Origin of the sequence: Mesorhizobium sp. 2RAF45 (genome assembly GCF_052115225.1) — a bacterium.
In the GTDB taxonomy this organism is placed as follows: domain Bacteria; phylum Pseudomonadota; class Alphaproteobacteria; order Rhizobiales; family Rhizobiaceae; genus Mesorhizobium; species Mesorhizobium jarvisii.
Genome location: NZ_JBFRGG010000005.1, coordinates 148,666 through 170,782 on the forward strand (window position 1 = coordinate 148,666; position 22,117 = coordinate 170,782).

At 65.8% G+C, this 22,117-nt stretch carries 25 protein-coding genes and 1 pseudogene; 10 read left to right on the top strand and 16 right to left on the bottom strand.

The window, feature by feature from the left end; all coding sequences use genetic code 11:
- Positions 1-16 precede the first annotated feature (16 nt).
- Positions 17-334: a DUF982 domain-containing protein gene (locus tag AB4Z43_RS16330; RefSeq protein ID WP_032921203.1), complete on the top strand. Its 318-nt coding sequence runs from the start codon at positions 17-19 to the stop codon at positions 332-334.
- 205 nt (positions 335-539) lie between these two features.
- On the opposite strand, the gene AB4Z43_RS16335 is transcribed toward AB4Z43_RS16330, so the two are convergent.
- Positions 540-1,211 (bottom strand): GcrA family cell cycle regulator, encoded by a 672-nt coding sequence (locus AB4Z43_RS16335; RefSeq protein ID WP_441938399.1) that lies wholly within the window; start codon positions 1,209-1,211, stop codon positions 540-542.
- Positions 1,212-1,338: 127 nt separating this feature from the next.
- Positions 1,339-1,725, bottom strand: coding sequence for a hypothetical protein (locus AB4Z43_RS16340; RefSeq protein ID WP_236952336.1), 387 nt, complete (start codon positions 1,723-1,725; stop codon positions 1,339-1,341).
- A 74-nt stretch (positions 1,726-1,799) separates the two neighbouring features.
- Between AB4Z43_RS16340 and AB4Z43_RS16345 the strand changes: the two genes are divergently transcribed.
- Positions 1,800-2,504 (top strand): XRE family transcriptional regulator, encoded by a 705-nt coding sequence (locus AB4Z43_RS16345; protein ID WP_019859568.1) that lies wholly within the window; start codon positions 1,800-1,802, stop codon positions 2,502-2,504.
- A gap of 55 nt (positions 2,505-2,559) precedes the next feature.
- Here AB4Z43_RS16345 and AB4Z43_RS16350 read toward each other — a convergent pair whose 3' ends face one another.
- On the bottom strand, positions 2,560-2,862 hold the full coding sequence (locus AB4Z43_RS16350; protein WP_019859569.1) for a hypothetical protein: 303 nt from the start codon (positions 2,860-2,862) through the stop codon (positions 2,560-2,562).
- A 173-nt stretch (positions 2,863-3,035) separates the two neighbouring features.
- Between AB4Z43_RS16350 and AB4Z43_RS16355 the strand changes: the two genes are divergently transcribed.
- The 4 genes from AB4Z43_RS16355 to AB4Z43_RS16370 all read left to right on the top strand — a co-directional run bounded on the left by AB4Z43_RS16355 (position 3,036) and on the right by AB4Z43_RS16370 (position 5,250).
- On the top strand, positions 3,036-3,398 hold the full coding sequence (locus AB4Z43_RS16355) for a hypothetical protein (protein ID WP_441938402.1): 363 nt from the start codon (positions 3,036-3,038) through the stop codon (positions 3,396-3,398).
- A 99-nt stretch (positions 3,399-3,497) separates the two neighbouring features.
- On the top strand, positions 3,498-4,079 hold the full coding sequence (locus AB4Z43_RS16360) for a hypothetical protein (protein WP_038648294.1): 582 nt from the start codon (positions 3,498-3,500) through the stop codon (positions 4,077-4,079).
- Positions 4,076-4,672: a hypothetical protein gene (locus tag AB4Z43_RS16365; protein ID WP_441938404.1), complete on the top strand. Its 597-nt coding sequence runs from the start codon at positions 4,076-4,078 to the stop codon at positions 4,670-4,672. The genes AB4Z43_RS16360 and AB4Z43_RS16365 overlap by 4 nt, the downstream gene beginning before the upstream one ends.
- The gene (locus AB4Z43_RS16370) at positions 4,669-5,250 is read left to right on the top strand and encodes a hypothetical protein (protein ID WP_038648300.1); all 582 of its coding nucleotides are present in this window, start codon (positions 4,669-4,671) and stop codon (positions 5,248-5,250) included. Before AB4Z43_RS16365 ends, AB4Z43_RS16370 begins: the two co-directional genes overlap by 4 nt.
- 199 nt (positions 5,251-5,449) lie before the next feature.
- On the opposite strand, the gene AB4Z43_RS16375 is transcribed toward AB4Z43_RS16370, so the two are convergent.
- On the bottom strand, positions 5,450-6,715 hold the full coding sequence (locus AB4Z43_RS16375) for a hypothetical protein (protein ID WP_441938406.1): 1,266 nt from the start codon (positions 6,713-6,715) through the stop codon (positions 5,450-5,452).
- 185 nt (positions 6,716-6,900) lie between these two features.
- On the opposite strand from AB4Z43_RS16375, the gene AB4Z43_RS16380 reads away from it, so the two are divergent.
- The gene (locus tag AB4Z43_RS16380) at positions 6,901-7,479 is read left to right on the top strand and encodes a flagellar basal body-associated protein FliL (protein ID WP_441938408.1); all 579 of its coding nucleotides are present in this window, start codon (positions 6,901-6,903) and stop codon (positions 7,477-7,479) included.
- 150 nt (positions 7,480-7,629) lie between these two features.
- Here AB4Z43_RS16380 and AB4Z43_RS16385 read toward each other — a convergent pair whose 3' ends face one another.
- The 3 genes from AB4Z43_RS16385 to AB4Z43_RS16395 form a co-directional block, all read right to left on the bottom strand.
- On the bottom strand, positions 7,630-8,646 hold the full coding sequence (locus AB4Z43_RS16385) for an ABC transporter permease (protein ID WP_038648308.1): 1,017 nt from the start codon (positions 8,644-8,646) through the stop codon (positions 7,630-7,632).
- On the bottom strand, positions 8,643-10,238 hold the full coding sequence (locus AB4Z43_RS16390; protein ID WP_441938410.1) for a sugar ABC transporter ATP-binding protein: 1,596 nt from the start codon (positions 10,236-10,238) through the stop codon (positions 8,643-8,645). Before AB4Z43_RS16390 ends, AB4Z43_RS16385 begins: the two co-directional genes overlap by 4 nt.
- 232 nt (positions 10,239-10,470) lie before the next feature.
- Complete coding sequence (locus tag AB4Z43_RS16395; RefSeq protein ID WP_027047106.1) at positions 10,471-11,418, bottom strand: substrate-binding domain-containing protein; 948 nt, start codon at positions 11,416-11,418, stop codon at positions 10,471-10,473.
- Positions 11,419-11,758: 340 nt separating this feature from the next.
- On the opposite strand from AB4Z43_RS16395, the pseudogene AB4Z43_RS16400 reads away from it, so the two are divergent.
- Positions 11,759-12,459 (top strand): annotated as a pseudogene (locus AB4Z43_RS16400) (RibD family protein).
- A gap of 12 nt (positions 12,460-12,471) precedes the next feature.
- Here AB4Z43_RS16400 and AB4Z43_RS16405 read toward each other — a convergent pair.
- Positions 12,472-13,356: an SDR family oxidoreductase gene (locus AB4Z43_RS16405; RefSeq protein WP_441938412.1), complete on the bottom strand. Its 885-nt coding sequence runs from the start codon at positions 13,354-13,356 to the stop codon at positions 12,472-12,474.
- 90 nt (positions 13,357-13,446) lie between these two features.
- Between AB4Z43_RS16405 and AB4Z43_RS16410 the strand changes: the two genes are divergently transcribed.
- Positions 13,447-14,274, top strand: coding sequence for a helix-turn-helix transcriptional regulator (locus AB4Z43_RS16410; protein ID WP_032920671.1), 828 nt, complete (start codon positions 13,447-13,449; stop codon positions 14,272-14,274).
- Between the two features lie 28 nt (positions 14,275-14,302).
- Here AB4Z43_RS16410 and AB4Z43_RS16415 read toward each other — a convergent pair whose 3' ends face one another.
- Complete coding sequence (locus AB4Z43_RS16415; RefSeq protein WP_441938415.1) at positions 14,303-14,749, bottom strand: SRPBCC family protein; 447 nt, start codon at positions 14,747-14,749, stop codon at positions 14,303-14,305.
- 214 nt (positions 14,750-14,963) lie between these two features.
- Between AB4Z43_RS16415 and AB4Z43_RS16420 the strand changes: the two genes are divergently transcribed.
- Positions 14,964-15,590: a class I SAM-dependent methyltransferase gene (locus AB4Z43_RS16420; RefSeq protein ID WP_441938417.1), complete on the top strand. Its 627-nt coding sequence runs from the start codon at positions 14,964-14,966 to the stop codon at positions 15,588-15,590.
- On the opposite strand, the gene arsK is transcribed toward AB4Z43_RS16420, so the two are convergent.
- The 7 genes from arsK to AB4Z43_RS16455 all read right to left on the bottom strand — a co-directional run bounded on the left by arsK (position 15,554) and on the right by AB4Z43_RS16455 (position 22,086).
- Entirely contained in the window at positions 15,554-16,849 is a 1,296-nt protein-coding gene (arsK, locus tag AB4Z43_RS16425) for an arsenite efflux MFS transporter ArsK (RefSeq protein ID WP_441938419.1), read from the bottom strand. The two genes, AB4Z43_RS16420 and arsK, sit on opposite strands and share 37 nt — an antisense overlap.
- Positions 16,846-18,231, bottom strand: coding sequence for a flavoprotein (locus AB4Z43_RS16430; protein ID WP_441938421.1), 1,386 nt, complete (start codon positions 18,229-18,231; stop codon positions 16,846-16,848). The genes arsK and AB4Z43_RS16430 overlap by 4 nt, the downstream gene beginning before the upstream one ends.
- A gap of 43 nt (positions 18,232-18,274) precedes the next feature.
- Complete coding sequence (locus AB4Z43_RS16435) at positions 18,275-18,595, bottom strand: ArsR/SmtB family transcription factor (RefSeq protein ID WP_038648332.1); 321 nt, start codon at positions 18,593-18,595, stop codon at positions 18,275-18,277.
- Between the two features lie 65 nt (positions 18,596-18,660).
- Entirely contained in the window at positions 18,661-19,083 is a 423-nt protein-coding gene (arsC, locus tag AB4Z43_RS16440) for an arsenate reductase (glutaredoxin) (RefSeq protein WP_038648335.1), read from the bottom strand.
- Complete coding sequence (locus AB4Z43_RS16445) at positions 19,080-19,766, bottom strand: aquaporin (RefSeq protein WP_069092701.1); 687 nt, start codon at positions 19,764-19,766, stop codon at positions 19,080-19,082. Before AB4Z43_RS16445 ends, arsC begins: the two co-directional genes overlap by 4 nt.
- 7 nt (positions 19,767-19,773) lie before the next feature.
- The gene (locus AB4Z43_RS16450) at positions 19,774-20,106 is read right to left on the bottom strand and encodes an ArsR/SmtB family transcription factor (protein ID WP_069092702.1); all 333 of its coding nucleotides are present in this window, start codon (positions 20,104-20,106) and stop codon (positions 19,774-19,776) included.
- 66 nt (positions 20,107-20,172) lie between these two features.
- Positions 20,173-22,086, bottom strand: coding sequence for a diguanylate cyclase (locus AB4Z43_RS16455; RefSeq protein ID WP_064985862.1), 1,914 nt, complete (start codon positions 22,084-22,086; stop codon positions 20,173-20,175).
- Positions 22,087-22,117: the final 31 nt, after the last annotated feature.

Genomic DNA, 22,117 nt, shown 5'->3' on the forward strand with positions numbered 1-22,117 from the left:
ATCGAAGGTGAACGCCGTGGGTACGCTGAAAACCGGAGTGCCGCTCAAAGTCAACCTGGAAGGGCATGTCGAGGAGATCGACAGCGTCAGCGATGCCGCCGATTTCCTGCAGCGCTGGCCGATCGAGCGGCGCGGTCACGTCTACCGCAGCGCGCTCAATGCCTGCAGTGCCGCGATCGCCGCGCAGATCTCCGAATCCGACGCGATAAAGGTGTTCACCGGCTTTGCCCGCGTCGCGGGCATCCTGGTTGCCGAGGGTGGCCCGCCGATGCGGCTGGAGGCACGAACCGTGCAAAGCCGCATGCCCAAACAGGGCCGGCAGATACCGAAATAGGCCAAGCGTCTTTCTCCCCGTCACTATAAGGGGAGAAATGCCCGGCAGGGCAATGAGGGGCGGCGCCGGCGTCTGAACGAGTAGCGCCTGAACTGGATGCTTGACGTTCATATCTGCTTTTAATCCTGCCATGTCAGCGCTGCCCCTCATCCGCCTGCCGGCACCTTCTCCCGTATAGAGACGGGGAGAAGGCAAGCTCTCACGTTCAAACCCGCCGCTGGAACCGCGCGTGGTGATAACCGCAGTAGCTTTTCTGCCCCTTGGTTCGCATGCCGCAGCACAGCATGTCGGCGCCGGGCCGGCCGCCCGGCGCGTCGTTCTCCGGATCTTCTTCCAGGGTCAGATCGAGCGGCGCGCGGCAGCGGTCGAACAGGCAGTCGATGAAGCGCATCGCCACGCCATGCGGCTGGCGGCCGATCGGTCCACGCTGGGGCGCGGGCGGCTCTAGACGGTACGCCTCGCCATCGGCGATCAGCACGCCCACCTCGCGCACGAACAGGCGTGGCGGCAGCCAGGCCGGCGAGGAATCGCGCCTGGGCCGGGCCTTGTTCTTGCGCGCGCCCTCTGCCGCATGGACGCCGGCGCGCTCTTGCGCCACTGCCTTGCCGCTGGCCTTGCCATTTGCACGCTCTGCGGCCGCCGGCTTGCGCATTGTCCTTTCGCCGGCGGCTTGTCTCGCGACCGGCGGCATCCCCTGGCCATTGGCAAAGCCGATCGCGCCCAGCATGGCGTTGCGGTGGACGATGCCGATGATGGCGTTACGTGACACCTGGCTGCCGCGCAGTGCGCTGAACGCCGCCGCGATCCTCGAGGCCGAAAGCCCCTCCTTCAGCCAGCGGGCGATCTCTTGCAGTTCCGCGTCGCTGTAGCTTGCCATGTCCAGGCTCCATCCAGGGGTGCGCCTTCGGCAGCACTGGAGAGCGCGACGTCGGCAAGGCGTCAGGGTTCGGGCCGGTCCGGGCCACGGTCAGGGTGTTCGGTGTTAAAGCCGGCTCTTGGCCGGATCAGCCGGAGCGGATCGCGTGTCCGGCAGTCAGGCGCGCCAGCCGCGCCTCCGCCGTCTTGCTGTCGGGAGCGGAAACCGCCCTGCCCGTCATCGGCTCGAATAGGATGACAGTGCCGTCCTGCGTGCGGATGCAGGAGCGCACGTAGGGACCGGCGGACAAAACGGGCCGGTCGAATTGGGGGCCGGAGCCGAGGGGAGCGGCGGCTCCGGCCGTTCCGGCCGCCAGGGACGGGCGGGCCGGACCCGAGGCGTCAAAGCGCTCGGGCTTAGCCCCGGCCGGGGAGGACGGCCAGGACGGAAGGGAATGGGCGGCGACTTCAGTCGCCTTGTTCGCCTCACGCGAGGCCGGCGCTATCGCGCCATGAAAGCTGGACAGGTTCTGCATGACCAGATATAAGCATAACTCAAAAATATATGCAAGCCATTCTTTCATAGACGAGAGCCGCTTTCATCGCTCACATGGGCGCCATGGCCAAAACGGAACTGTCGATCAAGGTCGGGGCGGCGATACGCCAGGCGCGCAAGCAGCGCGGCCTGGTCATGCGCCACATTGCCGAGCACAACGACACCGATGTCGCCGCTGTCGGCAATTGGGAAACCGGCCGCAACCTGCCCAAGACCGAGAACCTTCTGAAGACCGCCGCCTTCCTGCGCGTCGACCCGGTGGCGCTGGGCAAAGGCGAGGTCGTCTTCCTCGACGATGCCGGACCGGTGGCCGACGCCGAGATCGTCACCGATGCCGGCCCGATGCCCGCCGGCTCAATGGATATCGAGGTGCTGGGTGCGGCGGTCGGCGGCGACGACGGCGACTTCACCTTCAACGGCGAGCCCGCCGGCTATGTCCAGCGCCCGCCGGGCGTGCGCAACCTGCCCAAGGTGTTCGCGCTGCATGTACTCTCAGACTCCATGGTGCCGCGTTACGAACCCGGCGACCTCATCTATTGCGGCGGCCGCGACGCCGTGCCCGGCGACCATGTGGTGATCGAGACGTTTCCGGAAGAAAACGAGAAGAACGGCAAGGCCTTCGTCAAGAAACTGGTCAAGCGCACAGCGAGCGAGCTGGTGGTCGAGCAGTACAATCCGCCGAAGACGCTGACCTTCAACCGCTACGCGATCAAGCATGTCTGGCGGGTTATACCGCTGAAGGAATTGCTGGGATATTAGCGGACTTTTTTCCTTCTCCCCTTGCGGGAGAAGGAAAAACCACCGCCACCCCCTGTCAAGCCCGCCTCGCCCCCTCCACCAGCACCTCACGCTCGCTCAGCATCTGTGCCTCGCTGCGCACGCGCTGACGCTCGTCGATGAAGGCGGCCTGGATCGACACCGCCGTCCCCGGCAGCCCGTCGGCGCGGCAGGCCGAGCAGACGATGCGGCCCGAAAGCTCCGCCAGCGGCGTGCTGCCCGTCACCCCGAAACGCCGGAGTTCATCCGGTTTCCACCATCTGTTGCGGCCGCAATCGGCGCACTCGACCGATATCGAGGCGACATGCGCGATGACTGGTTTCCTGCCCGGCAATGCCATTGCCTCTCCACCCCGTTTGTTCCTGATTTGTTCGTATAATCCTGTGTTTTGAGCCGGGAGTCGAGTCGCAGTTTTAACACTTTCCCAAAAGTTTCCCTTTTATCGGTTTTTGAGTTATGCTTTCAACAACTCGCAGATGTGAGTCGCCTGCCGCATCAGACCCGGGAGCAGTGATGGATGCCGCCGATTTCGCCCGCGCCTGCGGTTACACCGGCGACAGTCCTGCTCTGCTCGAAGCCTTCGAGGTGATCCGCCGCAACGGCATCACGCACGCCCGCCAGGATCATTTCCGGCGCAAGGCCGTCATCGACGAGTTGAAACAATCCGAACCACTGTTCCTGGGGGCAATCGGCCCGGCGCTGTCGGCGCAGGAGGCCATCGAGGACACCGCCCGCTTCATCGCCTGCTGGCGCAACATGCCGCGCTGGCGCCAGGAACGGCGCCTGCCCGATCTCGTTCGGGCCAGGCAGCAGCGTCTCGCAGCCCGCTTCTTCCGCCGCTACGGCCATCGCCTGTGGGCGCTCGAAGCGGCCTGAGGCCCGGCACGCTGGACCAGCCATTTGCGGGTTCCAATCGGCTCCGTTTCTTTCTAGATTGCGCGTGGGTGGCTCTTCGTTCGACGTGCATGATTTGGAATGTTCAGGACTGCCCGCTCAAAAGTTCAAACCTGGATCACGGCCGGCGCGGGAACCATCGCGGCGCTGTTCGTCGCCGGCCTGATGGGCGCCTTCGGCGCCCTCCCCGCCCACGCTCCGCCGCAATTGCCGCTCGACACCGCCATCGACGCCGGACGCTGGCGCATCCAGCCGGTGCGCGCCTATGTCAGCCACGCCAAGGTTTATGGCGTGCTGATGAAGCCCGGCCAGAAGGCGCTGGTGCTGGAGGCCGACATGACCAATCGCACCGCGCAATCCGACAAGGCCTATTTCGATGTCTTCAAGCCGGACGGGCTCGCCTTGCCCGATCCCATGCCGATGATCGCGCTGACGCGGGACGAGACGCTGACGCCGGAACTGCATCCCGGCATGACGGAGCGCATGGCCTATGTCTGGCCGCTGGCCGGCGACGCCATTGTCCCGGCCAGCCTGAGCTTCGGCGTCACCGCCGAGATCTTCAAGCCGCGCGACAACCTCTATGGCATGCCCGGCTGGTTCAATCCCTACCGGCTCGGCACCATCACCTTGCCGGTCGCCGACGTGCCGGGAACCGGCTCATGAGAATCCGCATCCTCGGCAATCTCGTCATCCTCGGCGCGACCGTGGTGCTGAGCTATGGCATGCAGGTGTCAAAGCCGCATTATGCCGACCTCACCGCGCCGATCCCGGCCGATGGCGCCATGCACGACACCATCCGCGCGCGCAGCTTCGATGTCCGGCTCGACAAGGTGGTCTTTGCCCGCGCGCTGAAAACCAACCAGTTCGGCCGGCAAAAGCTTTTGACCACCAGCGGCCTGTGGGCGGTGGTGACGACCAGCCTCACCGCCACCGCTGCCTCCACCACGGTTGCCGACGGCACCTGGCAAGGCCCGGTCGGGCTGCGCTATCACCAGACGGAACGGCTCGGCTACCGCCAGGACATGCCGCCGCATGGCGTCGATCCGGGCCTGGAGAAGCGCGGCCTGTTCGTGTTCGAAATACCGCCCGACCAGATCCGCGGCGCCAGCCTGCTGATAGCAGCGCGCCAGTTCGGCCCGCTCGACGCGCAAGCGCGCATCAGCCTCGATGGGGTGCCGACAAGCGCCGATGGCCAGCCGGCGGATGTGCTGCCGGAATACGACCTCGATGCGCCGCCACCTCAAGGCAAGTCATGAGCGCCGTTTCTACCGCCCCTGGACCGATCGCCAGCGAAGACCGGCAGGCCGAGCAAAAATGGCGGCGGCGCAGCCTTGTGGCGCTTGCCATCCTGCTGCCGCTGACGCTGGCCGAGACCAGCTATGACAGCCTGCGCGAATGGCTGCATGGCGAGGACCTCATCGCCAGGGATGTCGATTTCGGCCAGTCCGTGCCGTTCGGCGGCAGTGACTGGAAACTGGCCGATCTGCGCGGCGGCAAGGCCGGCCGCCTGCCCGACCACGCCTTCGCCGTCATCGCCACGTTCTCGGTCAAGATAGGTGACCCCGACCTGCAAAAGCAGTGGCTGGGCTGCAAGCTGATGCTGACCGACGCCGCCGGGCGCCGCTGGCTGCCGGATGTCATCGCCGGCGTCAGCCTGCCGGCGGGTGTGATGAACTGCACGTCGGCGATATTCTCCGGCGTCAAAAAGGGCGACACCGTCACCATCGGTGACATCTTCATCGTGCCGGAAGACGCGGTGAAAACCATCCGCCCGGCAGTCGGGCTGAGCAGCGAGCGGCCCTGGTTCTTGCGCTTTCAAAGGCCGCCGAAGTAGCTGCTTTCTCCCCGTCACTATACGGGGAGAAATGCCCGGCAGGGCAATGAGGGGCAGCGCCAACGCTCCGGTAAGTGGCTGATTTGCCTAACGTCACGGCCAGCGCCGGCTTTGCGAGATCAAGCTCAATTCTTTCGCGACAGTGCCGCCCCTCATCGGCCTGCCGGCACCTTCTCCCCGTAAACGGGGAGAAGGGAGCTCATCTACCCTTCGACAGCGAAAACGCCGTCTCCAGCACGGCGGCGAGAAAACATATCCTGATCGGCTCGATCAAAATGCCGGTGGAGGAATCCTGGAACGGGCTGCCGAACAGCAGCGTCACGCCGTGCGAGAAGATCTGCCAGACATCGAGCTCGTGCGGGCCGATCAGCCGTGTCGCGCCGAGCCACAGCCAGGCAGCGCCCCAGTCGATGAGGCGATAGCCGATGATCAGCGTGCACAGAAGGAGAAGGCTGGAACTCACCGTCAGCCGCACGCCATTGGCGATCGGCAGGTAGCGCGAGCGGTAGCCGGCGATGAAATGCTCGACGAAGTCGCGCAGGAATTTCGGCAGGCCGGCATAGCGCTTGCCGAAGCGCTCCACCCGGTTGTGCACGCGCATCAGCGCGGCATCGTCGCGCACGTCATAGCCATAGATCAGCGCCGCCATGACCAGCCAGATCAGCGGCAGGAGCATGTAGAAGAACAGGTTGATGGCGACCGTCGACGGCGCGATCGAGGTGATCTCGACCGGCACCATCGGGGCCGCCGTCGCCACCGGCACCGGGCTCGCCAGCCCATCGGCCGACGCCTGCACCACCGACCAGAAGGAGCGGCTCATCAGCCATTGCAGCGCCGTATCCTTCCAGCGGCTGATCACATAGAGACCGACGAAGATCCAGTTGGTCTCGCAGATCACCACGACGATCTGCCAGAACGATGCGGTCTTGGTTTTCGTCTGCATGAACTTGGCCAGCCGGCGGATCAGCCAGGACACCGCCACCGAGATCAGCAGCCAGCGCGAATCCAGCACGTCGAGCACATTTCCGGCCTGCCCGAAATCGGCCTGGTCGAGCGTGGCGCGCGAATATTGCCGCACGATATCGCCGAGGAACCCCCAGGCCGCGTAATAGGCGAAGAAAGGCAACAGCGCGATGGTGATCATGCGCACCAGCCGCGAGCCGCGTCGGTCGCCAGTGACCTGCTCCTCCGCGGCCTTGTCGGCGCCGCGCTGCGCGGCCAAGAGATGCGGCAGGCCGGGGCGCAGCACATGGAACATCGCCACCGTCACCACCAGTTGCGCCAGCGCCACCAGCGTCAGCATGGCAAGCCCGGCGAAATGATTGGCGAGCGCCACTTTCGCCGCCAGCTGCAGCAGGAGATCGCCGGCCAGCACCCCGGCCAGCACCAGCGCGACAAGCTGCGGCCAGAAGCGTTGCAGCAGCGAAAAACTCAAGCTGATCGGCCTGATGATATCGGCAAACATGAGGTCTCTCACGATGCCACCCGCCCCAGGCCTTTCTAGCAAAGGGCGATCGTTTTGCAACCGGGCCGGGAAATGGCCGCGCATCTCCTTGGTTCAATGCCGGGATGCCGTGGGTACCGTGGCGGCCCTGATTCCGTCGAATTGATACGTTGATTGGTCGGCTCGAAACCCAGGGAAGGACCGCCATGAAACCCCTCGTTCTCGCCGCCCTGTGGGTGATGGCGCTTGCTCTGTCCGCCCATGCCGCCGGCAACAGCACATCAGGGCTTGCCGACGCCACGGTGCTGATCGTGCGCCATGGCGAAAAGCCCGACAGCGGACCCGGTCTGTCGCCCGAGGGCGAAGCCCGCGCGCAGGCCTATGTCGCCTATTTCCAGCCCTTCCTGCTCGACGGTGTCGCCTTCCGGCCCGATATGCTGGTGGCCAGCGCCGATTCGAAGAACAGCGCGCGCGAGCGGCTGACGCTCACCCCGCTCAGCCAGGCGCTGAAACTGCCCATCGACCAGCGCTTCGCCGACAAGGACGTCAAAGCCCTCGTCGCCGCACTCTCCAGTGAAACCCACGGCAAGTCGATCCTGATCGCCTGGCATCACGGCCAGCTCGGAAAACTCATCAAGGCCTTTGGCGCCGACCCGCAGGCGCTGCTGCCGAACGGCAAATGGCCCGGCGATGTCTTCAACTGGGTGGTGGTGCTGCACTTCGATCAGGCCGGGCATCTGGTGCCGGGCTCGGCGCGGGTGGTCGAGGAGCAGTTGCCGGGGTGATGCGCCATCTTCCCTTCTCCCCCTATGGGAGAAGGTGGATCGGCGCGTCAGCGCCGAGCCGGACGAGGGGTGCTCCAGCTTGGCGCCACGCTTGTTCTGCGGCGGGTATATCGGCGCAAAATCATCAACGCCTCGTTCCGTCGAACACCCTCATCTCCGCACCCGCGACTTCAGCCACCGGTCAAACGCCACCGCCAGGATCAGGATCAGCCCGATCACGATGCTTTGCGTGTAGGACGAGACATTGTTGAACTGCAGCCCGTTCTGCAGCACGCCGATCAGCGCCGCACCCACCACCGTGCCGCCGACCGAGCCGATGCCGCCGAACAGCGAGGTGCCGCCGATGACGACGGCAGAAATCACCGTCAGCTCATAGCCGATGCCGGCCACCGCTTCCGATGAGTTGAGCCGCGCCGACAGCACGAAGGCGGCGAGCCCGGCGAAGAAGCCGACGATGACATAGACCGAGACCAGGATGCGGTCGACGCGCAGGCCAGACAATCGGGCCGCCTCGGCATTGCCGCCGACGGCATAGACGGCGCGGCCATAGCGCGTGTAGCGCAGCACGATGTGGCATAGGATCGCGGCGATGGCGAAGATGATGGCCGGCACCGGCACCGGGCCGATCAGCCCCGTGCCGAACCAGCGCATAGAGGCGTCGAAGCCCGAGATCGGGCCGCCATTGGAGATGGTCAGCGTCAGCCCGCGAAACACCGTCAACCCGCCCAGCGTGACGACGAAGGGCGGCACTTTCAGTCGGGTGATGGCAAGCCCCTGCACGCCGCCGGCGGCGGCGCCGACGATGACGGCCGCCAGCAGCGCCGCGAACCAGCCATAGCCCTGCGTGCCTGAGGTCGACAGCGACAGCGTGTTGGCCGCACCGCCCTTGGCGACGACGGCGGCGACCATGCCGCAGAAGGCCAGCAGCGAGCCGACCGACAGGTCAATGCCGGCGGTGAGGATGACGAAGGTCATGCCGAGCGCGATCAGCCCGGTGATCGAGATCTGGCGCGTGATGTTGAACAGATTGATCGGGTCGATGAAGCTCGGCTTCAGCACGGTGAAGACGACGACCAGCGCCGCCAGGAACAGCAGCGGCCCGAAACTCATCAACAGCCGCGCGATCGTCGCGCCGCCGCGCTGGCTCTGCTCTTCGGCGATGCTCATCGTGCCTGATCCTCCGCATCCTGCCCAAGCGCGTCTTGCCCAAGAGCATCCTGCTTGTCGAGCGCCATCAGTTCCATCAGTTTTTCCTCGTTTGCCTCGACGCCCGGCATCTCACCGGTGATGCGGCCCCTGCGCATGGTGACGATGCGGTCCGACACCGCCAGCACTTCGGGCAGCTCGGACGAGATCATCATCACCGCGATGCCGCGCGCGGCCAATTGCACCAGGATCTGATGCACCTCCGCCTTGGCGCCGACATCGACGCCGCGCGTCGGCTCGTCGACGATCAGCACTTTCGGATCGCGCGCCAGCCAGCGCGCCAGGATCACCTTTTGCTGGTTGCCGCCCGACAGGCCCTCGATCGCCTGCTCGGCCGAGGCCATGCGGATCGACAGCATCTTCCTGAAACCCGACAGCGCGTCGCGCTCGCGCCGCTCGGCCATGAAGCCGAAACCGTTGCTGAACGTGCCGAGCGACGCGACGGAGAAATTCGGCAGGATGCCAAGCGCGGCAAAGATCGCCTGGTGCTTGCGGTCCTCCGGCACCAGGCCGATGCCGAGCGCGATGGCATCCGCCGGTGAGGCCGGCGCGATCTGTTTGCCGTCGAGCGTGATGGTTCCGGCGGCGATGCGGTCGGCGCCAAAAATGGCGCGCGCCAGCTCCGTGCGGCCCGAGCCGACAAGCCCGGCGACGCCGAGGATTTCGCCGGCCTTGAGATCGATGTCGACGCCGTCGAGCACGATGGCATGCGGCGCCTCGGGATCGCGCACGGTGCGCAGACCGCGCACCGACAGCACGACATCGCCGGCCACCGCGCGCTGCGACGGCCTTGCATAGAGTTCGGAGGCCACGCGGCCGACCATCTTCTCGATGATCCGCGGCAACTGGATCGGCCGCCCCTTGTCGCGGTCGAGATGTCCGGCCAGCCGCCCGTCGCGCAGCACCGTCATGCGGTCGCAGATGGCGGAGGCCTCCTCCAGCCGGTGGGTGACGAACATGATGGCGACCTTGTCCTGGCGCAACCGGCCCATGATCGACAACAGCCGCTGCACCTCGGTCTCGGTCAGCGCCGAGGTCGGCTCGTCCATGATGATCAGCCGGCTTTTGAGCGACAGCGCCCGGGCGATCTCGACCAGCTGCTGCTCGGCCACCGACAGCGCCGAGACCGGCGTCATCGGATCGATGGAAAGGCCGACACGGGCGATGATGTCGCGCGAGTCGCGCTCCATGCGCTTCCAGCTCACCAGGCCGAACGGCCCGACCGGCGCGCGGCCGATGAAAATGTTCTCCGCCACCGTCAGCGTCGGGATCAGGCTGAGCTCCTGGTAGATGGTGACGATGCCGAGCCGCTTGGCATCCTGCGGGCTGGAGGGCGCGTAGTCGGCGCCGTCGAAAGTGATGCGCCCGCTGGACGGCGGCATGACGCCCGACAGGATTTTGAGCAGCGTCGATTTTCCCGCGCCGTTTTCGCCGAGCAGGCCGAGGATCTCGCCGGGGTGGATGTCGAGCGAGACGTCGCTCAGCGCGGTGACACCGGCGAAATGCTTGGTGACGCCCTCGACGGCAAGCAGGACAGGTGCGGCTTCAGCCAATGATTGCTTCCTCGATGCGGTTCATGCTGGTCCCGTCAGCGCGTGAACACCCCCCTCTGTCCTGCCGGACATCTCCCCCGCAAGGGGGGAGATTGGCTGTCCATTCGGCTTTCGCTAATCTCCAACGTCGCAAGGAAGGTGCCTTCATCGACACTGCCGATCTCCCCCCTTGCGGGGGAGATGCCCGGCAGGGCAGAGGGGGGTGCTGTCCCGCAGGCCTCATCCAATCAGCCTACTTCGTCTCGCTCAACCTCTCGGCCTTGTCGAGATTGTCCTTGCCGATGACGATCGGCGTCAACAGCACCAGCTTCTCCTTCGGCTCGGTCTTGTTCTTGGCGTAGGCGACCGCGATCTGCACGGCGGTGCGCGATTGCTGGCCGGGGAACTGTTCGACCGTGCCGGCGAGCTTGCCGTCGCGCACGGCAACCAGCGCTTCCGGCAGCGCGTCGAAGCCGTAGATCTTGACGTCGGTGAAGTTGCGCGCCGCGCAAGCCTCGAGCGCGCCGAGCGCCATGTCGTCATTGGCGCAGATGATGGCGTCCGGCTTGCCATTGGCGGCGAGCCCGGCTTCCGTCACCGACAACGCCTCGGCGCGGGCGAAGTTTGCGGTCTGCTCGAAGATGATCTGGTACTTGTCCTTCAGGGGATCGAGCACATTGTGCACGCCCTTGTTGCGGTCGATCGCCGGACCGGCACCCGGCTGGCCCTGCAGATGGAACAGCTTGGCGCCGTTGGGGAACGCCGCCACCATGGCTTGCGCCTCCGCCTCGCCGCCCTTGACATTGTCGGCGCCGACATGGGCGAGGATGCCCTGGACACCGTCGACGCGGCGGTCGATCGTCACCACGGGAACACCGGCCTTGACCGCTTCCTCGATCGCCGGCGCCAGCGCGTTGACGTCGAGCGGCGAAATCACGATGGCGTTGACCTTCTGCACCAGCGCCGCCTCGATGTCGGCGGTCTGCTTGGTGGCTGAATTCTGGCCGTCGCTTTCGGTCAGGTTAACGCCTTGCGCCTGCGCTTCGGCCTTGATCTCATTGAGCATGTGCACGAAGAACGGAAAGCCAAGATTGGGCACCGAGCCCAGTATGGTCAGCTTATCCTCGGCGAACGCTGAAGGTGCTGCAAGCATCATGGCGCCGGCGGCCACGGACGTCATCAGAAATTCACGTCTGTTCATGGTTGATCTCCTCCACAAGAACGCACGCCCCGGAAACCGGGACGGTTTCAGGAAGGATCATGCGTCGGTTCAAAGTGTTGGAGCATCCTCCTTGCGCAGGACAGCGCATGCCGCTCCAGCTGATCGCCGTTGCAAAAACTGCCTCCCATCGGCATCAGCAAGGGAATGCTAACCCAGGGTCAACCATTTGTGCAACATCGATATAACAGTGCTGGAGGCGAATTATCGGAATTGTCGGAATTTTGATCAAACCGACTTGCCTCGGCTTCCATTCCGGGGCTGCGGCCCTAGTTTGAACCCCCGAGTCCTTCTGAAGATCAGTCCGTCCCTGGAGAATTGCATGAAGCCGCATATCATCTGCCATATGCTCGCCTCGCTCGACGGCAGTCTTCATCCGAGCCGCTACACCGCCAGCCCGGACGGAACCCGGGCCGAGTGGTCAGGCCTCTATGAGCAGATCCACGGCGATCTCCAGGGCGACGCCTGGATCGTCGGGCGCGTCACCATGGCCGAGATGAGCAAGGCCGGAGCGCACCCGCCGGCGCATGCCGGCAAGGTCGAGCGGCCGCATCATTTCGCGCAACGCGACGCGGGAACCTATGCCGTGGCGCTCGATACCTCCGGCAAGCTCCACTTCGCCAAGCCCGATGTCGGCGGCGCGACCATGTCGTGGTGCTGCTTGGGCGTGACGTCTCCGACAGCCATCTGGCCGAGCTCGCCGCCGACGGCGTGTCCTACATCGTGTCGGAAACGGCCGAAATCGATCTCGCCGCCATGCTCGACGTGCTCGGGCGTGAGCTCAGCATAAGGCGTCTGCTGCTCGAAGGCGGCGCCGGCATCAACGGCTCCTTCTTCGCGGCCGGGCTTGTCGATGAACTAAGCCTGCTCGTCGCGCCCGCGCTCGACGCGCGGGCGGGAAACCAGGGTTTTGTCGAGTTCGGCGAAAGCGGCCTCGCCGGCAAGATGCAGCTGTCGCTGACAAGCTGCGAAACGCTGGCGCATGGGCTGATCCACTTGCGCTACGCCGTCAGCCCTGGCTGAGGCCGCAGCGCCTCAATAGCGCATGGCGTCGAGATCAGCGATCAGCGTCGGGCCGGTCGGGTGCCAGCCGAGCCGTGCCTGGGTCAGCGCGCTGGACGCGGGCAGGTCCATGGGGGCGAACATTCCCATCCAGCCGAAATGCTCCGCAGCCTTTTCCGGCGCGATCGAGACGACGGGCAGGTTGAGGCCCCGGCCAAGCGCCTCGGCGATGGCGCGCACCTCGACGCCTTCCTCGCCGACCGCGTGATAGCGCGCGCCCGGCTGGCGCTTTTCGACAGCAAGCCGGTAGAGCCGCGCGGCGTCGGAGAGATGCCCCGCCGAATAGCGATTGCGGCCTTCGCCGACATAGGCCGAGACGCCTTTTTCACGCGCGATCTCGATGAGCGGCGAGATCAGCCCCTGCTTGACCGGATTGTGCACCTGCGGCAGGCGAACGACCGACAAATTGATGCCGGCCTCCAGCAAGGCATTGCCGGCGAGTTCCGATGCGATGCGCGGATTGGGATGGCTGGCGTTGAAGACGTCCTCGACCGCCAGTTGGCCATGTCCGGGGCTGCCCATGCCGACGCCCGACGTGATGACCAGCGGCCGGTCGGATCCGGCCAATGCCTGGCCGAGTGCCGCGATCACTTGGCTGTCCTTTTCGCAGTTCTCGGCAAAGCGCGAGAAATCATGGTCGAAGGCGGTGTGGATCACGGCGTCCGCTTCGGCCGCGCCGTCGCGCAGGCTTGCTGGTTCCTCGAGGGTTCCGCGATGCACTTCGGCGCCCGCCGCCGCCAGCGCCTCCGCGCCTGCATCGGAGCGGGTGACGCCGACCACCTCATGGCCGGCCTGGATGAGTTCGGGAACAAGCGCCGAGCCGATGAAGCCGGTGGCACCGGTCAAAAAGATACGCATGCAAAATCTCCTGCACAGTTGCCCGCGCAGTATCCCCGGTCTATTATTCCATTAAAGTAGTGATCTTATCATGGTATAATGGCTAACAGGATGCCCACAAACTCAGCCGGCACGCTCGCAGCCTTCCTGAAAGACCGGCGCACCCGGCTCGATCCCGCCTCGTTCGGCTTCTCCGGGCGCCGGCGCACGCCGGGGCTGCGCCGCGAAGAAGTCGCCCAGCGCGCCAACATCAGCCCGACCTGGTACACATGGCTGGAACAGGGCCGTGGCGGCGCGCCTTCGGCCGATGTGCTGAACCGCATCGCCAAGGGGCTGCTGTTGACCGAGGCGGAGCGCGAACATCTCTTCATGCTGGGGCTCGGCCGTCCGCCCGAGGTCCGCTACCGGGGCGACGAGGGCGTCAGCCCCCGGCTGCAGCGCCTCATCGACACGCTCGAGGCCAGCCCCGCTTTGGTCAAGACCGCCACCTGGGACGTGGTCGCCTGGAACCGAGCCGCCGAGATCGTGCTGACCGACTACGGCACCATCCCCGCCGGCCGGCGCAACATATTGCGCTTCATGTTCCTCACGCCCCACATCCGCGCCAAGCAGCATGATTGGGAAAACCTTGCCCGTTTCGTCGTCGGCGCTTTCCGGGCCGATGCGGCGCGTGCCGGCGCCGTCTCCGAGGTCACCCAGCTGGTGGACGAACTGTGCAGCGGCAGCGCCGAGTTCGCCGCGCTGTGGCAGGAGAATGACGTGCTCGCCCATGGCGACGGGACAAAGCGCCTAAAACACCCGGAACTGGGTGACATCGAGCTGGAATACTCGTCCTTCGCGGTCGACGGCCGGCCGGATTTGAACCTGACGGTCTACAACCCGATCGACAGCAAGGTCGCCGACCGCATCCGAGCTTTGGCGCGGCGTCCAAAGGGGTAAAGGCTGGGCTCATTGCGCGGCGTCTTCGTCAAGGACGCTCGCACACCGCCTTCAGGATCTGCAAGGTCGGGCCCCAGTAGAGATTGGCGTGCGGGCGGATCGCCGGTTCGGCGAAGTCGCAGAGCGTCAGCGTCAGCAGCGTTCCCTGATCCGCCGGCGCCAATGCGAAACGGACCAGCGTGTGGTTTTCGGGCACGTCCGCCAGGCGCGAGGCCGACAGCGTGCTCCAGTAGCTGTAGGAGAACAGCCGCTCCGGCTCGAACGCCCGGACCGTGCCATGGTTCTCGAACCGCATGCCATGCAGCAGCCCGCGTATCACGATCGCGCCGCCGGCATGCCCTTCCAGCCCGACGGTCAGTTCCTCGTCCGACATCCATTGCCGGATCATCGCGGGCGTCGTCAGCACCTGCCAGACCTCAGCCGGCGCGGCGGCAACGGCGATGGTCTTGATGATCGGCGGGGAGGAATCGGCCACCCCCGCATTTACCGCGACTGCCGGGGGAAGTGTAGCGCAATATCGGTTGGCACTTCCGCGCAATTTCAGCTGGCGGCAATCTGTGCCTTGGCCCGAACAGCCCCTGCTGGATCAATCCTTGCCGGTCTGAATAATCGTGCCCCACAATTTGATCACCGGCCGGCGACCGCGACTGATATGCTGGACGGTGTCACCAAAAGCGAGGGCCGGCCCGATGGAGAAAGAGGCATCGCAGTTGCACTGGAACGCAACATATGAATCGAAACGCGAGGACGGCGTCAGTTGGTTCCAAGATAATCCCGAGCCCTCTCTTTCGTTGATAAAAGAGATTGCCGATCGCAGCTCTGCCATCATTGACGTAGGGGGCGGCGCCTCTCGATTGGTGGACAATCTTCAGGAACAACACTTTGAGGACGTCACTGTCCTGGATCTGTCTGCGGCGGCGATCGCGGCGGCTCGCGGTCGACTGGCTGGGACAGGCGGCCAAATCGATTGGATCGTGGCTGACATTCGCACCTGGTCGCCGAGGCGACTTTACGATGTCTGGCATGACAGGGCTGCCTTCCATTTCATGGTCGAAGAAGCGGATCGTGACGCTTACCTCTCAACACTCGGACGCGCACTCGCACCGAATGGCTACGCGATTATCGCGACTTTCGCGCTCGACGGGCCGGAGAAATGCAGCGGCCTGCCCGTTCAAAGATACGATGCAAGCAAGCTCGCCCAAGTCCTTGGATCCGGCTTTGCACTGGTTCGCACACTCGACCATCTGCATCTGACGCCATGGGGCTCCTCTCAGTCCTTTCAGTTCAGCGTTTTCAGGCGAGCACCTGACACGTAACCTGGCGCTGCTGCAAAACTGTCCGCGCCCGGCGCCGTCGCATCGGCCGTGCCGCCCTTTCCACCCCTACGCGATTGCCGGCTGATCAGCGCGACGGCGGCGAAGGCGGCGATGCCGAACAGGCCGACCACGACGTTTAGCCACAAGGCCGGGAAGACGCCGAGGCTCGATATCATCAGGGTCAGGCCGAACGGGGCGAAGGCGGAGCTGAACTGGCGCGCCGCCGTGATCCAGCCGACATAGGAGCCGTAGCGTTCCTGGCCGAACAATTCGAGCGGCAGCGTGCCGCCGACAATGCTCATCAGGCCCGAGCCGAAGCCGAAAAGCACGGCAAACAGCATGGCGCCGGGAACGGAGGGCGCCACCATCAGCAGCACCGCAAGGCCGCCGGCCAGTCCGGCGGTCGCACCGAGCGCCAGCGATGTCTGCGACAGGCCGCGGCCGAACAGCATGTTCACCAGCCGGCTCGCCACTTGCGACGGGCCAAACAGGCTGGCGACCAGCACCGAGGCCCCGCCGAGACCGACCAGAGTGAGCAAGGGCACCATCTGCACGAGGATTGCCGAAAGCATGAACCCCTCTATGGCAAATCCGGCCAGCACCAGGACGAACAGGAGCGACCATCCCCGGTCGGGCGCTGGCCCCGACACGCCCACCGTTGCCGGGACGATCCGCTCCGTCGCCTTGCCGGTACGGTTGGAAAGCCGGGCCAGCCACCAATGGATCGGCAGGCAGACAAAGGCGTTGAGCGCGGCAAAGAGAGCGAGAACCTCGCGCCAGCCGAGATGCTGGTGCAGGAGCGTCGTCAGTGGCCAGAACAGGGTCGAGGCGAAGCCGGCGATCAAGGTGAGATGGGTGATGCCGCGCCGCGCACCGCCGAGCTGCACGATGGCCACGAAGGCCGTGCTGTAGAGCACGAAGCAGGAGGCGAGTTCCATGGCCAGCACGCCAAGCGCAAAGCCGGCGCGCCCCGGCGCCAGCGCGCACAACAGCAACGCACCCGCCGCCGCCAGCGATCCCGGCACCATCAGGCGCCCTGCCCCGACCCGGTCCGCCAGGCTGCCCGCGAACGGCGCCAGTATGGCGCTTGCCAGCAGCGACACCGACAGCACCGCGAACACCCATTGCTGCGACCAGGCGAGTTCCGCCGCCACCGCCGGCGCCAGGATGCTGTAGCTGTAGTAGAGCGTGCCGTAGCCGACGATCTGCGTGGTGCCCAGCGCCCAGATGGCGCAAGCGGGGATCTTGGCGTCGCTCACTCGGCGGCTTCCATCTTGCCCGCGCAACCGCAACCGCTTTTGCCGGCGGCCTTGGCGTCGGCATCCGCCACGCAGCACGCATCGATCGCCGCCGGCGCCGGCCCGCCGCAGCAGCCCTGCGACGCACGGCCAGCCGGCACCGTGCAGACGCCGGTTTCGGGCAGCACCAATTGCACCGCGTCGGCCGCCGCCATGTCGCCGGCGAGCGCCGCCGCGACCGAGCGCACCTGCTCGTAGCCGGTGAGCAGCAGGAAGGTCGGCGCGCGGCCATAGCTCTTGATGCCGACCGTGTAGAAGCCTGGCTCCGGATGGCTGAGTTCGCGGTGGCCATGCGGCGGCACGTCGCCGCAGGAATGCTCGTTGGGATCGATGAGCGGACCCAGCGCCTTGACGCCTTCCAGCCACGGATCGAGATCGAGCCTGAGCTCCCGGGTCAGCGACAGGTCCGGGCGCTGCCCGGTCGCGGCAATGATGCGGTCGACGGGGCCGAGTTGCAGCAATCCCTCCTCGCTTTGCCCCTCGACGATCAGCCTTCCGTCACGCTCGCGGATCGCAAGCGTCGCAAAGCCCGTCACCAGCTGGACGCGGCCGCTTTCGGCGAGGTCGCGGATATCGGCGCCGAGTTCGCCGCGCGCCGGCAATTGGTCGGCGTCGCCGCCGCCATAGATGCGCACGAGGTCGGTTCCGCGCACCGCCCAGATGAAGGCGGTGCCGGGCGCGGCCTCCGCCAGCCTGGCAAGGTCGAGCAAGGCATTGGCCGCCGAGTGGCCGGAACCGGCGACCAGCGTCGTGCGGCCGGCATAGAGCGCGCGGTCGCGCCCAAGGACATCGGGGATGCCGTAGGCGATGCGGTCGGCGAAGTCGGCCTCGCCCTCCGCCGCGATGCCGCCGGCGCCGAGCGGGTTGGGCGTGCGCCATGTCCCCGAGGCATCGATGACCGCGCGGGCACTGTCGCGCCTTGTGCCATTGGCGGTCTCGACCACGAGCATGAAGGGCCGCGTCCCGCGCTCACTGCCGCGCACCTTGTCGGCGCCCCAGCGCGATATGGCGACGACACGCGCCTTGGTTTCGATCGCTGGCGCCAGTTCCGGCAGGTTGGCGAGCGGCTCGAGATAGTGCGCCACGAGTTCGTCGGCGGTGGGAAAGGCTTCCGCGTCCGGCATCCGCCAGCCATGGGCTTCGAGCAGTTTCCTGGCCGCCTCGTCGACGCAATAGCGCCAGGGCGTGAACACCCGCACGTGGCCCCAGTCCCGCAGATTGGCCGCGGCACCGCTGCCGGCCTCGTAGAGCTTCACCGGCAGGCCCCGGGCCATGAGATGAACAGCGGCGGCGAGACCAACCGGACCGGCGCCGATGACGGCGATGGGTAGATCGTTCTTCATCAGGTTCTATCCTTCCGGTATTATCGAAATAACAAAGAAAAATTCAGGCGGCCGCGTCCCCCGCTGCCGGGCTGCAGGCGGCATCGGCGCAGCATTCGTCGGCCAGAAAGCCGATCAGATCGTTCATCATGGGATAGTTGGCGCGGCAGATCAGCGTCGTCGCCTGCCGCTCCTGGCTGACCAGCCCGGTCAGGATCAGCCGGTGCAGATGGTGCGACAGCGTCGAGGCGGCGATGCCGAGGCTCTCCTGCAAATAACCGACCGGCCGGCCCGCTTCGCCGGCCCGCACCAGGATACGATAGAGGTTCAGCCGCGTCGGATTGCCGAGCGCTTCCAGCTGCTTCGCTGCTTGTTCGAGTTTCATGGAAATAGCATGCGGCCGGCGACGGAAACCGTCAAGTCCTATTTCGAAGAATATCGAAATAGGCTTCAGACGACCCGCTTGCCGCTCGCGTCGATGACGACCTCGCCGTCCTCCTTGGTGAACGCGCCGATCTCCGGATTGGGCAGGATGTCGAGGACCTTTTCGGACGGCCGGGCCAGCACGACGCCGAGCGGGCTCACCACGATCGGCCGGTTGATCAGGATCGGATGCGCCAGCATGAAATCGAGGATCTCGTCGTCGCTCCATTTGGGATCGCCAAGGCCGAGTTCCGCATAGGGCGTGCCCTTCTCGCGCAGCAGCGCACGCGGCGTCATCGCCATCGCCTCGATCAGTTCGACGAGCCTTTCGCGCGACGGCGGCGTCTTCAGATACTCGATCACCTGCGGCTCTTCGCCGGATTGGCGGATGATCGCCAGCGTGTTGCGCGAGGTGCCGCAATCGGGGTTGTGATAGATGGTGATGGTCATTGCGCGGCTTTCATCTGAGTGAGGGTCTTGGGTTCAGCCAGCAGCCATCCGGCCACGGCCAGCGCCAGCAGCGCGCCCACCAGTTCCGCCGCTATGAAGGCCGGCACATCGGAGGGCCGGATGCCGGCAAACGTGTTGGAGAAGGCGCGCGAAATGGCCACCGCCGGATTGGCGAAAGAGGTCGAGGCCGTGAACCAATAGGCTGCGGTGATGTAGAGCCCGACCAGCCAGGGGATGGCGTCGCTGCGGAAGCGCAAGCCGGCAAGGATGGTGAAGACCAGGCCGAAAGTCGCGACCAGTTCGGCCAGCCACTGCCCCTGCCCGCTGCGCACCGTCGCCGACACCTGCAGCAGCGGCAGCTCGAACATGGCATGCGCGACCAGCGTGCCGGCGAGGCCGCCGAGAATCTGGACAGTGATATAGCCCAGCGCGGCCAGCCAGCCAATGTCGCGCCGCAGGCCGAAAACCAGGGTAACAGCCGGGTTGAAATGCGCGCCGGAGATTGGCCCCAGCGTGGTGATCAGCACCACCAGAATGGCGCCGGTGGGAAGGGTGTTGCCGAGCAGCGAAAGTGCGACATCGCCGGTCAGCCGGCTGGCCATGATCCCCGAACCGACCACCGTGGCGACCAGCATGGCGGTGCCCAAGGCTTCGGCTGCGAGGCGGCGACGAAGATCGGTCATGTCAAGCTCAACATTTGCAGGTCACCGCCTGGAGGATCGGCTGGCAAAGCCCCGGCGCGCCATTGCAGCAATCCTCCATCAGATAGGCCAGCAGATCGCGAAACCCGGTCATGTCGGCCGTATAGCGGATGCTGCGGCCTTCGCGCTCGGCATGGACCAGCCCGGCCTGGCCGAGGATCTTCAGATGCGCCGACATGGTGTTCTGCACCGTGCCGAGCCGCGTCGCGATCTCGCCTGCCGGCACGCCCTCGTCCCCGGCCCGCACCAGCAGCCGGAACACCTCCAGCCTGGTTTCCTGGCCGAGTGCTGCGAGCGCCAGCAATGCTGTTGTCTTGTCCATCAATCCATCTATCCAGATGTATGGATTAGTGGCAGCGGACCATGACAGTGGTGTGACGACCAGGGCTCACGCCTTGTGCCGGGAACCCGTCGTGCGTGGTTCGCTCAGATGCGGGCGCCAGCCATGCACGCGGTCACGCCCGGCGGCCTTGGCGCCATAGAGGGCCTCGTCGGCGCGCCGCAGCAGATCGGCAATCTCGATGTCGGCACTCCCGTCGAAAGTGCCTACCCCGATGCTGACGGTGACGATACCCTTTTCGCTGCCGGCATGCGCAAGCCGGAGGTCGCGCACCTTGCCTCTAAGGGTCTCGGCGATGACGAAGGCGCCTCTGGCGTCGGTCTCGGGCAGGACGATCGCGAACTCCTCGCCGCCATAGCGGGCCGCCGCGTCGGCCGGCCGCCGCGCCGTTGCCTCGATGCAGCCGCTGACGGCGCGCAGGCATTCGTCGCCCGCCGGGTGGCCATAATGGTCGTTGAACCGCTTGAACCAGTCGACGTCTATGATGAGCAGGCTGAGCGGTGTGGCGTTGCGCCGGCCGCGGGCGAATTCGCGCGCCAGCGCCTCGTCGAAGGCCCGCCGGGTCAACAGTTCGGTCAGCCCGTCGCGATGCGCGAGGAGGTTCAGCTTCTCGTTGGCGGCCAGCAATTCCGCCTCGACCTGCTTGGCCTCGGTGATGTCGGAAAACACGCTCAGGCTGCCGCCATTGCCGGTCGGCCGGGTCCGCACGTCGAGCCAGCGCCCGTCGGCGAGCCGGATCTGGCGGTGGCTGGCATGCGTTTGCGTGACCATGATCTCGGCAATCCAGCCCTCGACGGCGTCGGGCGGCGTGATGCTTTCGCCGCGTGCGACCGAGGCACGCAATATGTCGCGATAGTCGGTGCCGGGCACCCTGATGTCGGCCGTCTTCGGAAACAGGGCCCGATACTGGGCGTTGCACAGAATGAGCTTTCCGGCGGGATCGAACATCACCAGCCCGTCGGCCATGTGCGTGAGCGCGTCTCCCAGCCTTGCCTGGCTTTCCGCCAGCTCGGTCTCCAGCCGCTTGCGCTCGGTGATGTCGCGATTGTGCGTGATCAGGCCGATGACGGCCCCGGTCCTGTCGCGAAACGGCGCCTTCAGTGTCGCCAGCCAGCCATCGGTGCCGTCCTCGTGGTGAAGATGCTGCTCGATGGTGGAGGCGGTGCCGGATGCCAGGACGGCGAGCTCGTCCTCGCGGAATGCCCGCGCCGTTTCGCTGGGGTAAAAATCGAAATCCGTCTTGCCGATCAGCGCCTTCGCGTTGGCTGCGTGCATCAACTCGGCGGTCGCCGGATTGGCGGCGATGAAGCGTCCGTCGAGATCCTTGACGTTTAGGCAGTCGGGCAATGTCTCGACCACCGCCTTGAAGATGCGCCTCGATTGCAGCGCCTCCAGGCGACGCCGCTCCTGGTAGAGCGCCAGCCCCGACATTGCCACGGAGACAAAGATGAGCAGGCTGGAGGGAAACACCACCTGCGGCAGAACCGTCTGTACGACCGACCGCGGCAGGACACTGAGGCCAAGCAGCGAGCCACACGCGGCTGCGGCACCCAGGATCATGATGTCGGCCATGCTGGGCCGGCGGCCCCTGAGTGCAAGATTGCCGGCAACACCCACCAGCATGGTGGCCGCGATCCCGACCGCTCCAGCGAAGGCGCCGATGCCACCCTCGAAAGTCCGGAAAGCACCGGCCATGACCCCGGCGACAATGCCGGCGACGGGACCGCCGAAGAAGCCGGCAATGGCGATCATCGTCGCCCTGAGATCGACCAGCACGCCCGGCTGCAACTGCATGGGAGTCAGCATCAGGACGATGGCGCCGGCGCCCATAAGCAAGCCGAAGGCCGCGGCTTTTACCGGGGCCGGCCTGCGATCCAGCCACACATGCGTGTGGATCCAGACCGAAACGAACATCGCGACGACCGCGAGATTGGCCAGCAATTCGGACCAGGGCGAACCCATTGCGCGCCTTTCCTGTCACCGGGCTTTCGCC

Bases quoted from the DNA above. Each gene is read 5' to 3' on its own strand.
- AB4Z43_RS16380 (WP_441938408.1), top strand. From the start codon at position 6,901: ATGAAACCCCTCGTTCTCGCCGCCCTGTGGGTGATGGCGCTTGCTCTG.
- AB4Z43_RS16355 (WP_441938402.1), top strand. From the start codon at position 3,036: ATGGATGCCGCCGATTTCGCCCGCGCCTGCGGTTACACCGGCGACAGT.
- AB4Z43_RS16335 (WP_441938399.1), bottom strand. From the start codon at position 1,211: ATGGCAAGCTACAGCGACGCGGAACTGCAAGAGATCGCCCGCTGGCTG.
- AB4Z43_RS16395 (WP_027047106.1), bottom strand. From the start codon at position 11,418: ATGAACAGACGTGAATTTCTGATGACGTCCGTGGCCGCCGGCGCCATG.
- AB4Z43_RS16435 (WP_038648332.1), bottom strand. From the start codon at position 18,595: ATGAAACTCGAACAAGCAGCGAAGCAGCTGGAAGCGCTCGGCAATCCG.
- AB4Z43_RS16430 (WP_441938421.1), bottom strand. From the start codon at position 18,231: ATGAAGAACGATCTACCCATCGCCGTCATCGGCGCCGGTCCGGTTGGT.
- AB4Z43_RS16350 (WP_019859569.1), bottom strand. From the start codon at position 2,862: ATGGCATTGCCGGGCAGGAAACCAGTCATCGCGCATGTCGCCTCGATA.
- AB4Z43_RS16385 (WP_038648308.1), bottom strand. From the start codon at position 8,646: ATGAGCATCGCCGAAGAGCAGAGCCAGCGCGGCGGCGCGACGATCGCG.
- AB4Z43_RS16410 (WP_032920671.1), top strand. From the start codon at position 13,447: ATGCCCACAAACTCAGCCGGCACGCTCGCAGCCTTCCTGAAAGACCGG.
- AB4Z43_RS16360 (WP_038648294.1), top strand. From the start codon at position 3,498: ATGTTCAGGACTGCCCGCTCAAAAGTTCAAACCTGGATCACGGCCGGC.
- AB4Z43_RS16450 (WP_069092702.1), bottom strand. From the start codon at position 20,106: ATGGACAAGACAACAGCATTGCTGGCGCTCGCAGCACTCGGCCAGGAA.
- AB4Z43_RS16405 (WP_441938412.1), bottom strand. From the start codon at position 13,356: ATGCGTATCTTTTTGACCGGTGCCACCGGCTTCATCGGCTCGGCGCTT.
- AB4Z43_RS16340 (WP_236952336.1), bottom strand. From the start codon at position 1,725: ATGCAGAACCTGTCCAGCTTTCATGGCGCGATAGCGCCGGCCTCGCGT.
- AB4Z43_RS16365 (WP_441938404.1), top strand. From the start codon at position 4,076: ATGAGAATCCGCATCCTCGGCAATCTCGTCATCCTCGGCGCGACCGTG.
- AB4Z43_RS16370 (WP_038648300.1), top strand. From the start codon at position 4,669: ATGAGCGCCGTTTCTACCGCCCCTGGACCGATCGCCAGCGAAGACCGG.
- AB4Z43_RS16375 (WP_441938406.1), bottom strand. From the start codon at position 6,715: ATGTTTGCCGATATCATCAGGCCGATCAGCTTGAGTTTTTCGCTGCTG.
- AB4Z43_RS16345 (WP_019859568.1), top strand. From the start codon at position 1,800: ATGGGCGCCATGGCCAAAACGGAACTGTCGATCAAGGTCGGGGCGGCG.
- AB4Z43_RS16455 (WP_064985862.1), bottom strand. From the start codon at position 22,086: ATGGGTTCGCCCTGGTCCGAATTGCTGGCCAATCTCGCGGTCGTCGCG.
- AB4Z43_RS16445 (WP_069092701.1), bottom strand. From the start codon at position 19,766: ATGACCGATCTTCGTCGCCGCCTCGCAGCCGAAGCCTTGGGCACCGCC.
- arsC (WP_038648335.1), bottom strand. From the start codon at position 19,083: ATGACCATCACCATCTATCACAACCCCGATTGCGGCACCTCGCGCAAC.
- AB4Z43_RS16420 (WP_441938417.1), top strand. From the start codon at position 14,964: ATGGAGAAAGAGGCATCGCAGTTGCACTGGAACGCAACATATGAATCG.